This window comes from Pantoea sp. ACRSC, from assembly GCF_022346785.1.
Taxonomy (GTDB): Bacteria; Pseudomonadota; Gammaproteobacteria; order Enterobacterales; family Enterobacteriaceae; genus Pantoea; species Pantoea alvi.
The window spans coordinates 107,201-121,302 of sequence record NZ_JAKRNN010000012.1; the positions used below are offsets into that span (position 1 = coordinate 107,201).

General features: G+C 58.0%; 12 protein-coding genes and 3 tRNA genes. 7 read left to right on the forward strand and 8 right to left on the reverse strand.

What is annotated here, in order from left to right:
* Positions 1-219: 219 nt before the first annotated feature.
* The 4 genes from MHZ97_RS13415 to orn form a co-directional block, all read right to left on the reverse strand.
* Positions 220-295, reverse strand: a tRNA-Gly gene (locus tag MHZ97_RS13415).
* A 27-nt stretch (positions 296-322) separates the two neighbouring features.
* Positions 323-398, reverse strand: a tRNA-Gly gene (locus tag MHZ97_RS13420).
* A 27-nt stretch (positions 399-425) separates the two neighbouring features.
* Positions 426-501 (reverse strand) — tRNA-Gly (locus MHZ97_RS13425).
* Positions 502-655: 154 nt separating this feature from the next.
* Entirely contained in the window at positions 656-1,204 is a 549-nt protein-coding gene (gene orn / locus MHZ97_RS13430) for an oligoribonuclease (protein WP_033754827.1), read from the reverse strand.
* 102 nt (positions 1,205-1,306) lie between these two features.
* Here orn and rsgA point away from each other — a divergent pair, with 102 nt between their 5' ends.
* From rsgA to mscM, 3 genes are all read left to right on the forward strand, one after another.
* Positions 1,307-2,350 carry a small ribosomal subunit biogenesis GTPase RsgA gene (gene rsgA / locus MHZ97_RS13435; protein WP_103794483.1) on the forward strand — a complete coding sequence of 348 codons (1,044 nt, stop codon included), beginning with the start codon at positions 1,307-1,309 and terminating at the stop codon, positions 2,348-2,350.
* Between the two features lie 137 nt (positions 2,351-2,487).
* Positions 2,488-3,384: an archaetidylserine decarboxylase gene (gene asd, locus MHZ97_RS13440; RefSeq protein WP_103794482.1), complete on the forward strand. Its 897-nt coding sequence runs from the start codon at positions 2,488-2,490 to the stop codon at positions 3,382-3,384.
* Between the two features lie 20 nt (positions 3,385-3,404).
* Positions 3,405-6,734, forward strand: a complete 3,330-nt coding sequence (gene mscM / locus MHZ97_RS13445; protein ID WP_239314788.1) for a miniconductance mechanosensitive channel MscM — start codon at positions 3,405-3,407, stop codon at positions 6,732-6,734.
* Positions 6,735-6,915: 181 nt separating this feature from the next.
* On the opposite strand, the gene mdh is transcribed toward mscM, so the two are convergent.
* On the reverse strand, positions 6,916-7,854 hold the full coding sequence (gene mdh / locus MHZ97_RS13450; RefSeq protein ID WP_103794480.1) for a malate dehydrogenase: 939 nt from the start codon (positions 7,852-7,854) through the stop codon (positions 6,916-6,918).
* Between the two features lie 420 nt (positions 7,855-8,274).
* Between mdh and argR the strand changes: the two genes are divergently transcribed.
* The 4 genes from argR to yhcN (MHZ97_RS13470) all read left to right on the forward strand — a co-directional run bounded on the left by argR (position 8,275) and on the right by yhcN (MHZ97_RS13470) (position 10,188).
* Entirely contained in the window at positions 8,275-8,745 is a 471-nt protein-coding gene (gene argR / locus MHZ97_RS13455; protein ID WP_103794479.1) for a transcriptional regulator ArgR, read from the forward strand.
* A gap of 474 nt (positions 8,746-9,219) precedes the next feature.
* Positions 9,220-9,483, forward strand: coding sequence for a peroxide/acid stress response protein YhcN (gene yhcN, locus MHZ97_RS13460; protein WP_103794478.1), 264 nt, complete (start codon positions 9,220-9,222; stop codon positions 9,481-9,483).
* A gap of 80 nt (positions 9,484-9,563) precedes the next feature.
* Positions 9,564-9,830, forward strand: coding sequence for a YdgH/BhsA/McbA-like domain containing protein (locus MHZ97_RS13465; protein ID WP_103794477.1), 267 nt, complete (start codon positions 9,564-9,566; stop codon positions 9,828-9,830).
* A gap of 94 nt (positions 9,831-9,924) precedes the next feature.
* Positions 9,925-10,188, forward strand: coding sequence for a peroxide/acid stress response protein YhcN (gene yhcN, locus MHZ97_RS13470; RefSeq protein ID WP_239314787.1), 264 nt, complete (start codon positions 9,925-9,927; stop codon positions 10,186-10,188).
* A gap of 59 nt (positions 10,189-10,247) precedes the next feature.
* Here the strand turns inward: yhcN (MHZ97_RS13470) and MHZ97_RS13475 are convergent, their stop codons facing one another.
* The 3 genes from MHZ97_RS13475 to aaeB form a co-directional block, all read right to left on the reverse strand.
* A complete protein-coding gene (locus MHZ97_RS13475) occupies positions 10,248-10,517 on the reverse strand; it encodes a barstar family protein (RefSeq protein ID WP_103794475.1) in 270 nt (89 codons plus the stop codon).
* A 50-nt stretch (positions 10,518-10,567) separates the two neighbouring features.
* On the reverse strand, positions 10,568-12,028 hold the full coding sequence (locus MHZ97_RS13480; protein WP_239314786.1) for an NAD-dependent succinate-semialdehyde dehydrogenase: 1,461 nt from the start codon (positions 12,026-12,028) through the stop codon (positions 10,568-10,570).
* 112 nt (positions 12,029-12,140) lie between these two features.
* Positions 12,141-14,096 (reverse strand): p-hydroxybenzoic acid efflux pump subunit AaeB, encoded by a 1,956-nt coding sequence (aaeB, locus tag MHZ97_RS13485; RefSeq protein WP_239314785.1) that lies wholly within the window; start codon positions 14,094-14,096, stop codon positions 12,141-12,143.
* Positions 14,097-14,102: the final 6 nt, after the last annotated feature.

The window sequence follows — 14,102 nt, forward strand, 5'->3', positions numbered from 1 at the left end:
ATTCAATGAGTTAAATAGAAAATGTGTACAAATACGAATGTGGATAGCGTGCGAGGAGAGAGACAAAGCTGTGGATAACTCTGTTCAAAATAGTTTTACAGATCGCCTTAAGCAGCGGTAAAACACGGCTGACGCGCTGTGGATAACCTGATAAGCGCAGCGTCACGCGGCGATCGTCAACGGCTTAACTAAGCGTCTGATATTTAGTGATGTAAAATTTGGAGCGGGAAACGAGACTCGAACTCGCGACCCCGACCTTGGCAAGGTCGTGCTCTACCAACTGAGCTATTCCCGCACAGGAAAGGTACTGCTAAACAAATTTTGGAGCGGGAAACGAGACTCGAACTCGCGACCCCGACCTTGGCAAGGTCGTGCTCTACCAACTGAGCTATTCCCGCTTAGGAAAGGTACTGCTAATCAAATTTTGGAGCGGGAAACGAGACTCGAACTCGCGACCCCGACCTTGGCAAGGTCGTGCTCTACCAACTGAGCTATTCCCGCGCCTTGTACCGTTGCATAAATTCTTCATCGGTACGGGGTGCGCATTATACGAGAAATTACTGCTGCTGCAAGAGTCTAAAAGCAAAATTTTGCGCTTTCGATTCGTTTGCCGACTAAAGCAGCAACCTGCTGTTTTCCTGCGCACCTTTCAGGACTAGAGCTGCAAAAAGTGCTCGCGATAGTATGCCAGCTCGGCGACCGATTCGCGAATATCATCCAGCGCCTGATGCGTGCCCGCTTTTTTAAAGCCTGGCAGAATCTCCGGCTTCCAGCGACGCGCCAGCTCTTTTAAGGTGCTTACGTCGAGATAGCGATAGTGGAAGTAGGCTTCCAGTTCCGGCATGTATTTGAAAAGAAAGCGGCGATCCTGACCAATGCTGTTGCCGCAAATCGGCGAGCTGTTGGCGGGCACCCACTGTTTTAAAAATTCAATCGTCGCCAGTTCAGCGCGGCGATCGTCAAACTCGCTGGCTTTCACGCGCTCTACCAGCCCGCTTGCGGTATGGGTGCGTACGTTCCACTCATCCATCAGCGCCAGCTGGGCGTCGGACTGATGCACCGCCATTACCGGCCCTTCCGCCAGAATATTGAGGTTCGCGTCGGTCACCAGCGTAGCAATCTCGATAATGCGGTCGCGCTCCGGATCCAGACCGGTCATCTCAAGGTCGATCCAAATCAGATTATTTTCATTTCCTGTTGCCATGCTGTTTCCCGCCGTAGCCGTTATCGTCATCAATAGTGAATAAGGTGTATCATAGACGTTTTGCCCAGCCGGGCGAAGTCTGACGAAAGTCTGAGAGGATGCGTGAGCAAAAATAAACTGTCGAAAGGTCAACAACGTCGCGTCAGCGCTAACCATCAGCGTCGTCTGAACCAGCGCGATGCGCCGGAAGCGGACGATAATCTGTTTGGTGAAGCGGCGGAAGGCGTGGTGATCAGCCGTTTCGGCATGCACGCAGATGTCGAAGACCGCGCGGGCGAGGTGCATCGCTGCAACCTGCGCCGCACTATTCGTTCGCTGGTGACCGGCGATCGCGTCGTCTGGCGTCCGGCGCTGGGCGGCGGCAAAGGCATCGTCGAAGCGGTGCATGAGCGCAGCAGCGTGCTGACCCGCCCCGACTACTACGACGGGCTGAAGCCTATCGCCGCCAATATCGACCAGATCATTATCGTTTCGGCGATTTTGCCCGAGCTGTCGCTGAATATTATCGACCGCTATCTGGTGGCGAGCGAAACGCTGGGTATCGAACCGCTGCTGGTGCTGAACAAGACCGACCTGCTGGATGACAAGGCGCGCGCCTTCGTCGATGAGCAGATGGATATCTACCGCCGCATTGGCTATCGCGTGCTGATGGTTTCCAGCCATGCAAAAGCAGGCCTGGCGGATCTCGAAGCGGCCCTGACCGATCGCATCAGCATCTTCGCCGGACAGTCCGGCGTCGGTAAGTCGAGCCTGCTGAACGCCCTGCTCGGCCTTGACGCGGCGCTGGAAACCGCCATCGTCACCAACGACGTCTCTGACGTCTCCGGGCTGGGTCAGCACACCACCACCGCGTCGCGCCTGTACCACTTTCCCCACGGCGGCGACGTGATCGATTCGCCGGGCGTGCGCGAGTTCGGTTTATGGCATCTTGAGCCGGAACAAATTACCCGCGGATTTGTCGAATTCCGTGAATTTCTCGGCGGTTGTAAGTTCCGCGACTGTAAGCACGGCAGCGATCCCGGCTGCGCTATCCGCGCCGCCGTCGAGGCGGGTCAGATAGACATTTCGCGCTTTGACAACTATCACCGTATTCTGGAGAGCATGGCGCAGGTAAAAACGCGCAAGAATTTCTCTTCCAGCGAGTGACGCTCGCTGCTTACCGCGGCATTGACCCTGCATCGCCTCTGTTACGGAAGGGATCATGGGGAAATTCGCCATCTGACCGGGGCGCTGATATGATTCGCCCCCTTTTGATTGACGCGAAACAAAGCCAGGAGGCTAAGGTGTTTGATCGTGTAAAACTCGGCCTGAATCATGTACTGCCGAAAAAATGGTTAACGGAACTTGCGGGTTGGGGTGCCAGCCGTCGTGGTGGCTGGCTGACCAAACTGGTGATTGATATCTTCGTCTGGTTCTACAAGGTGGATATGTCGGAAGCGCGTAAGTCCGATACCGCCAGCTATCGCACCTTTAACGACTTTTTTGTCCGTCCGCTGAAAGATGACGCGCGTCCGGTCGATCCCGACGCGAACCTGATCGTGCTGCCTGCCGACGGCGCCATCAGCCAGCTGGGCCGCATCGAAGGCGACCAGATTTTCCAGGCGAAAGGCCATCACTATACGCTGGACGCGCTGCTGGCCGGTCAGGAAGAGATGGCGGCGCAGTTCCGCGACGGCCATTTCGTCACCACTTACCTTGCGCCGCGCGACTACCATCGCGTGCATATGCCGTGCAACGGCATCCTGCGCGAGATGATCTACGTGCCGGGCGATCTCTACTCGGTGAACCCGCTGACGGCGCGCAATATACCCAATCTGTTCGCGCGCAACGAACGCGTTATCTGCTATTTCGATACCGATATCGGCCCGATGGTGCAGATCCTTGTGGGTGCCACTATTGTCGGCAGCATCGAAACCAGCTGGGCGGGCACCATTACCCCGCCGCGCGAAGGGGTGATCAAACGCTGGCACTATCCTGCTGCGGATAGCGAAGGCGCCGTTGTGCTGCTGAAAGGCCAGGAGATGGGCCGCTTTAAGCTGGGCTCCACCGTGATTAATCTGTTTGCGCCGGGACGCGTTAAGCTGGCGGAGAGCCTGGAAGCTGAAAGCAAGACTCGCCTCGGCCAGCCGCTGGCTCTTGTGCTGCCGCAGACCGACCCCGTCGACGTTATCGCCGACTAACCGCTGAGAGTGTTTTTGCTGTGCGATCGTTTCTCATCCTGCTGCTGAGCCTCTGGCTCAGCACCTCAGCGCTGGCGGCCACCGTGCCGGACGCCAGCCAACTTAAACAGGCGCTGGACGAGGCGAAAGCGGCAAAAAGCTCTCCCGCGCAGGCGGAGCAGGTGCAGTCCCTGGAGGCTGCCCTCAACTACCTTTCCGAACGCGATGCGTCGCTGGAGCGCGCAAAGCAGTATCAGCAGGTCATCGACGACTTCCCTCGCCTGGCGCGCGAACTGCGCCAGCAAATTACCTCGCTAGACGACGGCAGCAAAAGCGTGCGCGGCACCATGAGCAGCGCCCAGCTCGATCAGGAGATCCTGCAGGTCAGCAGCCAGCTGCTGGAAGAGGGGCGACAGGCGCAGCAGGAGCAGGATCGCGCCCGCGAGATCAGCGATTCGCTGTCGCAGCTTCCTCAGCAGCAAACCGACGCGCGTCGCGCGATGACCGAGAGCGACCGCCGCCTGCAGAGCGGCTCTGCCGCCGCCTCGCCGCAGTCTCAGGCGCAGCTGTGGGCGCGCCAGGCGGAAAACGCGGTCAATAAAGCGCGCGTGGATGAGCTGGAACTGGCGCAGCTCTCTGCCAATAATCGTCAGGAGCTGGCGCGTATGCGCGCCGACCTGCATCAGCGCAAAGCGGCGCAGCTCGACAACTATCTGCAGGCGCTGCGCAACCAGCTGAACGAACAGCGTCAGCGCGAAGCGGAACTGGCGCTGGCGCGCACCGAACAGCTGGCGGAAAACAGCGGCGACCTGCCGCCCGTGATCAGCGATCAGTTTCGCGTTAACCGCGACCTCTCCGGCGCGCTGAACCAGCAGGCGCAGCGCATGGATCTGGTGGCGTCCCAGCAGCGGCTGGCGACCAACCAGATTATCCAGGTGCGTCAGGCGCTGGGCACGCTGCGCGAACAGTCGCAGTGGCTCGGCGCTTCCAATCTGTTAGGCGAGGCGCTGCGCGCGCAGGTGGCGCGGCTGCCTGATATGCCTAAGTCGCAGCAGATTGACAACGAAATGGCGCAGCTGCGCGTGCAGCGCCTGCGCTACGAAGATTTGCTGCAGCAGCAGGAGACGCTGCGCAAAGCGCATCAGGCTGACGGGCAGCCTTTCAGCGCCGAACAGCGCCGCATTCTGGATGCGCAGTTGAAAACCCAGCGCGAGCTGCTTAATTCGCTGATCTCCGGCTGCGATACGCTGATTCTGGAGATTACCAAGCTCAAGGTCGCCAATACTCAGCTGCAGGATGCGCTGACCGACGTCAAAGATGCCACCCATCGCTACCTGTTCTGGACCGCAGACATCAGCCCCATCGGCCTGAACTATCCGGTAGAAGTGGCGCGGGATCTGTCGCGCCTGCTGTCGCTCGACACGCTGGGCCAGCTGGGCAAAGCGCTGGCGATGATGGTCACCAGCCGTGAGACAGTGCTACCCCTGATCGGCGCGGTGCTGCTGGTGGGCTTCAGCCTCAGAACGCGTCGCCATTTCAACGCCTTCCTGGCGCGCTCGGCGAGCAAAGTGGGCAAAGTGACTCAGGATCGCTTCCGTCTGACGGTGCGCACCGTGTTCTGGTCGATCCTGGTTGCGCTGCCGCTGCCGGTGCTCTGGGCCGCGCTCGGCTACGGACTGCAGCACGCCTGGCCCTACCCTATCGCGGTGGCGTTCGGCGACGGCATTACGGCGACGCTACCGCTGCTGTGGGCCTTTATGATCAGCGCCGCGTTCGCCCGTCCTAACGGTTTGTTTGTGGTGCATTTTCGCTGGCCGCAGACCCGCGTCGCGCGCGCGACCCGCTATTACTCGCTGACCATCGGCCTGATCGTGCCGCTGATTATGCTGCTGATCGCCTTCGCCAATATGGAAGATCGCCAGTTTTCCGCCTCGCTTGGCCGGCTCTGCTTTATCCTGATCTGCGGCGCCCTGTCGATCGTGACCGTTAGCCTTAAGCGCGCCGGCATTCCGCTCTATCTGGATAAAGAGGGCAACGGCGATAACCTGGTGAACCGCGTGCTGTGGAACCTGATGATCGCCATTCCGCTCGCTGCCGCCCTCGCCTCGATGATTGGCTATCTGGTGACCGCACAGGCCTTGCTGGCGCGGCTGGAAACCTCTGTCGCCATCTGGTTCCTGCTGCTGGTGATTTACCACATTATCCGCCGCTGGATGCTGATCCAGCGACGTCGCATCGCCTTTGACCGCGCGCGCCAGCGCCGTGCCGATATGCTGGCCAACCGCGCGCGTCACGAAGAGGAGAAAGAGTCGGCGGCGCAAAACGGCGAGGTCGACGTGGATGAGCCGATTATCGACCTCGACGCCATCAGCGCGCAGTCGCTGCGGCTGGTGCGCTCTATCCTTACCCTGATCGCGCTGGTGTCGGTGATCGTGCTCTGGTCAGAGATCCATTCCGCCTTCGGCTTTCTTGAGAATATTCGACTGTGGGACGTCAGCACCACGGTGCAGGGCGTGGAGAGCATCCAGCCGATTACGCTGGGCTCGGTGCTGATTGCGATTCTGGTGCTGATTATTACCACCCAGCTGGTGCGCAATATGCCCGCCCTGCTTGAGCTGGCGCTGCTGCAGCACCTCAATCTGACGCCCGGCACCGGCTACGCGATTACCACCCTGACCAAGTATGTGCTGATGCTGGTTGGCGGGCTGATTGGCTTCTCAATGATCGGTATCGAGTGGTCGAAGCTGCAGTGGCTGGTCGCCGCGCTCGGTGTGGGACTTGGTTTTGGTTTGCAGGAGATTTTCGCCAACTTTATTTCCGGCCTGATTATTCTGTTCGAGAAGCCGATTCGTATTGGCGACACCGTGACGATCCGCGATCTGACCGGCAGCATTACGCGCATCAATACGCGCGCCACCACGATTATCGACTGGGACCGCAAAGAGATTATCGTGCCGAACAAGGCCTTTATTACCGAACAGTTCGTCAACTGGTCGCTTTCCGACTCGGTGACGCGCGTGGTGCTGACCATTCCAGCGCCCGCGCATGTGGACAGCGAAGAGGTCACGACGGTGCTGCGGCAGGCGTGCGAGCGCTGCAGCTACGTGCTCGACGTGCCGGCGCCGGATGTCTTCCTGGTCGATCTGCAGCAGGGCATTCAGCTGTTTGAGCTGCGCATTCACGCAGCGGAGATGGGCCACCGCATGCCGCTGCGCCACGAGCTGCATCAGCTGATCCTGAAAGGCTTTGCCGAGCACGGCATCGAAATGCCCTTCCCGCCTTTCCAGGTGCGTATGGAAACGCTGGGCAAGAAGACGCCAGCCAGCAACGGCACGCCGGCGGCGCGCACCTTTAAGTCTGGTGGTCTTTAAGGCGGCGAGCGGTGCGGCCTTGCAAAGGGCCGCAGTGAAAGGATGTGGGAAGGGTTGCGGCACGCTACCTGAGCGCCAGAGAGGGGGCGCCGATCGCCGCCCCGCCGCTTTTCTGACTTGCGACAGAGGCCCGTTAAGCCGGGCCTCGTCAGCAGTGGAAATCGCCTGGGTGCAGGCGCGCTTACTGCTTCACAAACTCCTCACCCTGCGCGATATCTTTCTTCAGCGTCTCCAGCATGCCGCTTAATGCCTGCTGTTCAAAATCGCTCAGCGTGCCGATAGCGCGTCGCTCCGCGATCCCCTGTTTGCCCAGCAGCAGCGGCTGCGAGAAGAAGCGGGCGTACTCGCCGTCGCCCTCAACGTAAGCGCACTCCACCACGTTCGCCTCGCCCTGAAGCGCGCGCACCAGCGACAAGCCGAAGCGCGCCGCCGCCTGGCCCATAGACAGCGTGGCAGATCCGCCGCCCGCTTTGGCTTCGACCACTTCGGTACCCGCATTCTGGATGCGTTTTGTCAGGCTGGCGACCTCGTCATCACTGAAGCTCACCCCTTGCACCTGCGACAGCAGAGGCAAAATAGTCACGCCGGAGTGACCGCCAATCACCGGCACTTCAACCTCGTTCGGCTGCTTGCCTTTTAGCTCGGCAACAAAGGTATTGGCACGGATAATATCCAGCGTGGTAACGCCGAACAGTCGATTTTTGTCATAGACGCCGTGCTTTTTCAGCACGTCAGCAGCGATCGCCACCGTGGTATTGACCGGGTTAGTAATAATACCAGTCAGCGCTTTTGGCGCGGTTTGCGCCACCTGCTCAATCAGGTTGCGTACGATACCTGCGTTAACGTTAAACAGATCGGCGCGATCCATACCCGGCTTGCGCGCCACGCCCGCCGAAATCAGGATCACATCGGCGCCGTGCAGCGCCGGCGTCGCATCTTCGCCGCTAAAGCCCTGGACTTTGACCGCGGTGGGAATATGACTGAGATCCACCGCGACGCCGGGCGTCACCGGCGCGATATCATAGAGCGTGAGTTCAGAACCCGCAGGAAGCTGGGTTTTTAACAGAAGGGCGAGCGCCTGACCAATTCCGCCAGCAGCGCCAAGAACGGCAACTTTCATTCTGTACTCCTTATTAAGGTGGGGCAGAGTAGAGCCGAATTTCCATCTGTGTCCAGACCTGAATCAACTTCTCAGACGATGACAAACCCACTGTTCATTATGCGTGCAGCAGCACTTAATCTTTTGGGTTGCTAATTTGTCAGCACAACACGCCTGAATGACCGACAACAATGCCGATAGCAGATAGAGCATGGCCGTGATAGCTATCCATATAACACCTCAATTGTATAACAATTCTGCAACCTTCGCTTTTCACATCCTCGCGCCGTTTTGGTCTGCGCAAAAAATTTTGTTATGATTGCCGCCCGCAACCCGCGGCGCCTGCCTTTTTTATCGACTAATTGCATAAAAATTCATTCATATGCATAATAATGTATCTGCCGTCGGCGGGCGTTCGGCATTTTTCTTTACTGGTAGCTTATGCGAAACCCATCTAAACAAGACGAACTGATTAAAGCGTTTAAAGCCTTGTTAAAACAAGAGAAATTCAGCTCTCAAGGCGAGATAGTACAGGCGCTGCAGGAGGAAGGCTTCGACAATATCAATCAGTCGAAGGTGTCTCGTATGCTGACTAAATTTGGCGCAGTACGCACGCGTAACGCCAAAATGGAGATGGTTTACTGTCTGCCGGCGGAACTGGGCGTGCCGACCACCACCAGCCCGTTAAAAAATCTGGTCCTGGATATCGACTATAACGATGCGCTGATAGTGATCCGCACCAGTCCTGGCGCGGCACAGCTGATTGCCCGCCTGCTTGACTCGCTGGGCAAGGCAGAAGGGATTCTCGGCACTATTGCCGGTGACGATACGATCTTCATTACTCCCGCGCGCGCGTTTACCGTCAGGAAACTGCACAGCGCGCTGCTGACGGTGTTTGAACAAGAGCTTTAACCCGCTCTCTTCTACCGGCAGCCGCGCTGCCGGTGGTCCCGTTTGCCCTGCCCGCGTCTTATCCTCTGCTGATTTAGCCTGTTAGCTTATTCTTTTCCCGACGGGTTTTACGGCATCTCTTTGGTCATACCTGTTTGCCTGCTTAACCTTTTGCGCTATTTTACGCTGCTTTACACAAGGCTATTAGCGACAACACCCAGATCCAAATCAATAACCAGCCATTTTCACCATATCCTTTCGCACAAAAAGATAAAGTGACTCACCCTGCTGTTTTTTAAGGCATTTACCAGCCACTGCCTGCTTTTTGACCGTTTTTTATAACTATAAAGAATAAAAATGCGTCATAAGGATAAAGTATCACAAGAAAACATTATTAGGCAGGTATTAATTTCAACCGTTATTAGTTCTATACTTCTTTTCGTGATGCAAATCACACCAAACAAAAAGACAAAAACAGACGACGAGGAAATAATCATGAACGTTAAAGCTACTATCGCAACCCTGAGCATTCTATCCGCCCTGTCATTCGGCTCTTTTGCAGCAGAATCTATCAACGCGCAGCAGGCGAAAAATCTGCAGCCTATCGGCTCAGTAAGCGTAAGCGGCGTAGCAGGTTCGCCGATGCAGATTAAAGAAGAGCTGAATGCAAAAGCTGAGCAGCAAGGCGCCAGCGCCTATCGCGTCATCGAGGCTTATAACAACGGCAACTATCACGCTACCGCTGAGCTGTATAAATAAGACGCCATTGCAAGGGCGACCTTATTGAAGCGCGCATTGCGCATCGGGTGGCCTTATCGATGAATTCAGGAGAGTAGACCATGAAAACCAAATCACTTATCGCTTTAGCCACGCTGACTGCCGCCCTGTCATTCGGCGCCAGCGCTGCCACTCTGGTATCAAATCAGCAGGCCGAAACCCTGCAGCCGCTGAACCAGACCATCAGCATCAGCGGTCATGACGGCGACCAGACCAATATTCGTCAGGCGCTATCCCAGAAGGCAGACGCGCAGGGCGCAAGCCACTATCGCATCATCGAGAACAACCAGGACGACACCTATCACGTCACGGCTGAGCTCTATAAATAATTAACCGGCAGGGCGTCCGCGTGACGCCTGCGATATCGACGACCCGCATCATGATGTCAACCGCAGGTTGTTGATTGTAATGAGGAGACGAACAATGAAAATCAAAACAACCATCGCAACCATTAGCCTGCTTTCCGTAATCGCATTCGGCGCTCAGGCAGCGCAGCTGATTACCGGCGATCAGGCGCAGAATATGCAGCCTGCGGGGACAGTGACGATCAGTGGTACAGCGGGCGCGCCGATGGATTATCGCGCGCAGCTTTCTCAGAAAGCCGATGAGCAGGGTGCCAGCGCTTATAAAGTGATTGAAGCGCGCACCGGCGACAACTACCACATCACTGCTGAACTCTATAAGTAATTCCTCGTCAACTGCTGACGAACCCCTTGGCCCCGCTTGTCGGGGCCCTTTTTGCTGGGTTACTTAATATTAAAGCGGAGCTGGCCCTCCAGCTCCTCTTCTGCCTCGTCAAATAACAGGATCAGCGCGCCATAGCGCCGTTTCTGCCCCTTTCCCAGATTAATAAATTCAATTTCCAGCGGCATCGGCAGCTCTTTGCCGGTGAGTACATCCCATAACGCATCCAGGTCGCCAATACGGTAGAGGTTCAGGGCGAAGCGCTCGCTGAACTGACGGAAGAAATGCGACTGGTCGACGATCTCATTAAAGTCGAAACGCTCGGTTTTCATAATGAAGGCTCCTGTCCTTCCTCACCGGGCGGCGCGAGGCCGCCCGCGCGTTAGCTTTCGCTCAGGCCGCCGATATGCAGCGCCTTAACCTCCAGATACTCTTCCAGGCCGAGCACGGAACCTTCGCGCCCCAGCCCCGACTCTTTTACGCCGCCGAACGGCGCCAGCTCGGTCGATACCGCGCACTCGTTAATGCCGATCATGCCGCTTTCCAGCGCGGCCGAGACGCGGAAGACGCGCTGCAGGTTCTGGGTGTAGAAGTAGGCCGCCAGGCCGAATTCCGTGTCGTTGGCGCGACGGATAACCTCTTCCTCTTCGCTGAAGCGAAAGCAGGCCGCCACCGGACCAAAGGTCTCTTCCCGCGCCAGCTTCATCTCTTCGTGCGCATCAGCAATCACCGTCGGCTGCCAGAAGTTGCCGCCCAGCGTATGGCGCTCGCCGCCGGTAACAATGCGCCCGCCTTTGGCCTTAGCGTCTTTGACGTGCTCTTCTACTTTATCCACGGCGGCGGCGTTGATCAGCGGTCCCACCACTACTCCCTCCTCTACGCCGTTGCCGACCTTGAGCTTTTTCACCTCCTCAGCCAGCTGGTTCACAAAACGCTCGTAAACGGCGTCGTGGATATAGAAGCGGTTAACGCTGACACAGACCTGGCCGGCATTGCGGAATTTATTAGCGATGGCGCCTTTTACCGCCGCGTCGATATCGGCATCTTCAAAGACGATATAGGGCGCATTGCCGCCCAGCTCCATCGACACCTTTTTCATGGTTTCGGCGGCGTTGCGCACCAGCGTCTTGCCGACCTGGGTCGATCCGGTAAAGGAAATTTTGCGCACCGCCTTGCTGGCCATGATGGCGTCGCTGATGGCGTGGGTATCGCCAGCCACCGCGTTAAGCACGCCGTCCGGCACGCCCGCTTTTTTTGCCAGCGCCAGCAGCGCGAACGCGCTCAGCGGCGTGTTATTGGCCGGTTTGATAATGCCGGTGCAGCCCGCCGCCAGCGCAGGGCCAAGCTTGCGCGTCAGCATCGCCATAGGGAAATTCCACGGCGTTATGGCGGCAACCACGCCAACTGGCTCGCGCGTGGCGAGAATACGCGAGCCGGGTTTGGCAGGCGGAATGATTTCGCCGTTTGCGCGCTTCGCCTGCTCGGCAAACCACTGAATAAAGCTGGCAGCGTATTCCACCTCGCCTTCCGCCTCTTTCAGCGGCTTGCCCTGTTCGGCGGTCATCAGCTGCGCCAGCCAGGCTTTGTTCTCGATCATCAGCTGATACCAGCGATAGAGGATTTCGGAGCGCGCTTTGGCGGTCTGCGCGCGCCAGGCGGGGAAAGCGCGCTCGGCGGCGGCGATCGCCCGTTCGGTTTCAGCCTTGCCCGCCTTCGCTACGGCGGCCAGCACTTCGCCGGTCGCAGGATTCAACACATCAAAGGTGGCGGCGGCGCGGTGCCACTCGCCGCCGGCCAGATAGCCGGTCTGAAAAAGTTCGCTGTCGTGCAGAGGGGTCGTCATAGGTTCGCTCCTGTCAGTTTCTCTTCCTGTGAGAAAAGTATAGATGGCAAAAGCGGGCGTTTTGGGGAAGGCGTGGCACAGAGGCGGCCGCTGCGCCGGGCAGCGGCCAGATTCAGATTTGAAGAAGGGTGTGCTGGTATTTACCCAGCATATCGGCAAGGCGCTTCACCGGCTCGGTCACGCTAAGCGGCGCGTCGTACTGCACCAGCTTCTGCTGATAGACCTCAAACTCCGCCAGCAGCTGTTCAAAGTAGTGGCGCCGTTTCTCATCGCTGCGCGCCGAGATAACCCGATCCGCCGTCGAGCGCAGCTGCCGATGGAACGCGGACAGGTCGGCGTTAACCGGCACGTCCGCATTGCGCAGCCGCTGATGGCCGATAATCAGCGTCAGGGCGATACGATATTTATCGATATCGCCGGGGAACAGGTTCAGCAGCATAAACAGCTGTTGATAGAGCGCGGGCAGATGGTTTTCGCGGCGGCGCGCCTGGTTGGTGGTCATCGCCGACACCGCGGCATACATAAAGCGGTTCAGCAATTTACGTCCGGTGCGCGCTTTCGATTTATCGCGGATAAGCAGGATTACCATCAGCGCCAGGAAAGCGCCGATCATCTGCCCCAGCACGTTGTCGAGAAAAACGTTCAGGTGGAAGGTCATGGGATTATCCAGAACCAGAACGTTGATCGTGCCGGCTAACGCGCCAAGCGTGCCTAGCTGACGACGCTGGATCAGAATACCGCTGATGAAGCCGAGCAGGCCGATGGCGATGCAGAGCAGTAGCGCGCTCTGCTGAGTGCTGGGCAGCAGGTACATAAAGTAGAACGAGCTGAGCGGCACCGCAAAAATCATACCGTAGAAAAAATCCTTCGCCATCATCAGCGGATTCGGCACGCGCATCGCCAGCGCGGTGATCACCGCCAGCATCACCATACAGCCGCTGCCCGATGTCCAGCCGGTATAGAGCCAGAACAGCGAGCCGAGCGCGGTGGCAACAAAGGTGCGGATGCCGTTAATCATCGCGTGATGGGTTTCAGCGGAGCGCGCCTGGATTACGATTTCGCGCTGGAGAATGCCCTCTTCCAGCGTCGTGATGCGGCTGTTGCTTTTGATGCCTTTCAGCAGCAGCAAATACTCTGTGGCGGCACCAACCCAGCTCGCCAGCGTCACGGGCGCTTTGCCCTCTTTGCTGGCGCCAATCACCCGGCGCATCACCTTCATACGCCGATGCACGTCGGCAACGCTCTCTACTTTCTTCTCAAGCAGCAGACGATACTGCGAGGGAATATAGTCGGGGCGCGCATTCTGGATAAGGAAGGTTTCCGCTGCCTGGGTAATCATGGTCAGCGACAGCGTGTTAAGCATTTGCAGCCGACGGTTGGCGTTTTGCCAGCGCGACGACTCCATCATCAGCTGACCGCGCATGGTGCCGAGCGCCGAGGTGCGGCGCACCAGCGTGCTCCACGCCTTGTCGACCTCCTCTTTATCCTCATGCGCCACGCAGATCTGCAGCAGGCGATAATGCGCCACCAGCAGCGAATCAACCTCGCTGTCGATCACCTTTTTAATCGAGCGCGGCGAGAAGATCATATCCGCCAGAATGGCGCAGAGGATGCCCAGCACAATTTCGCTACAGCGCTCAACCGCAAACTGCGGCACCAGCGTCAGGCCATTGTTGGCATCGGCAGTCACCACGATGATCAGTGCGGTATAGCCCGCCAGCCCCAGCGCATAGGAGTTCTCAACTTTGATCAGCGAGGAGAGCCAGACGCAGACCCCTGCCCAGATGCAGCACAGCAGCAGCATAACCACTGGCGCGCGCACCGTGGCGATCATAATGGTCAGCGCAGCGATACAGCCGATAAAGGTGCCGATAATACGCAGCACGCCGCGATAGCGCAGCGCGCCGGAGTAAGGATCGCCGCCGGCGACGAAAGCGGTGCCGCCGGCAACGATGCCGGCGGTCATCACCGCCCAGCGAGGCGTTTCAAGGTTGAGATGAAAGCCGATCATCAGCGCGGCCACCAGCGCGAAGGCCAGCTTGATCGGGAAACGCAGGAACTCGATCATATCGTC

Bases quoted from the DNA above. Each gene is read 5' to 3' on its own strand.
- mdh (WP_103794480.1), bottom strand. From the start codon at position 7,854: ATGAAAGTTGCCGTTCTTGGCGCTGCTGGCGGAATTGGTCAGGCGCTC.
- MHZ97_RS13465 (WP_103794477.1), top strand. From the start codon at position 9,564: ATGAAAACCAAATCACTTATCGCTTTAGCCACGCTGACTGCCGCCCTG.
- orn (WP_033754827.1), bottom strand. From the start codon at position 1,204: ATGGCAACAGGAAATGAAAATAATCTGATTTGGATCGACCTTGAGATG.
- yhcN (WP_239314787.1), top strand. From the start codon at position 9,925: ATGAAAATCAAAACAACCATCGCAACCATTAGCCTGCTTTCCGTAATC.
- MHZ97_RS13480 (WP_239314786.1), bottom strand. From the start codon at position 12,028: ATGACGACCCCTCTGCACGACAGCGAACTTTTTCAGACCGGCTATCTG.
- aaeB (WP_239314785.1), bottom strand. From the start codon at position 14,096: ATGATCGAGTTCCTGCGTTTCCCGATCAAGCTGGCCTTCGCGCTGGTG.
- argR (WP_103794479.1), top strand. From the start codon at position 8,275: ATGCGAAACCCATCTAAACAAGACGAACTGATTAAAGCGTTTAAAGCC.
- yhcN (WP_103794478.1), top strand. From the start codon at position 9,220: ATGAACGTTAAAGCTACTATCGCAACCCTGAGCATTCTATCCGCCCTG.
- MHZ97_RS13475 (WP_103794475.1), bottom strand. From the start codon at position 10,517: ATGAAAACCGAGCGTTTCGACTTTAATGAGATCGTCGACCAGTCGCAT.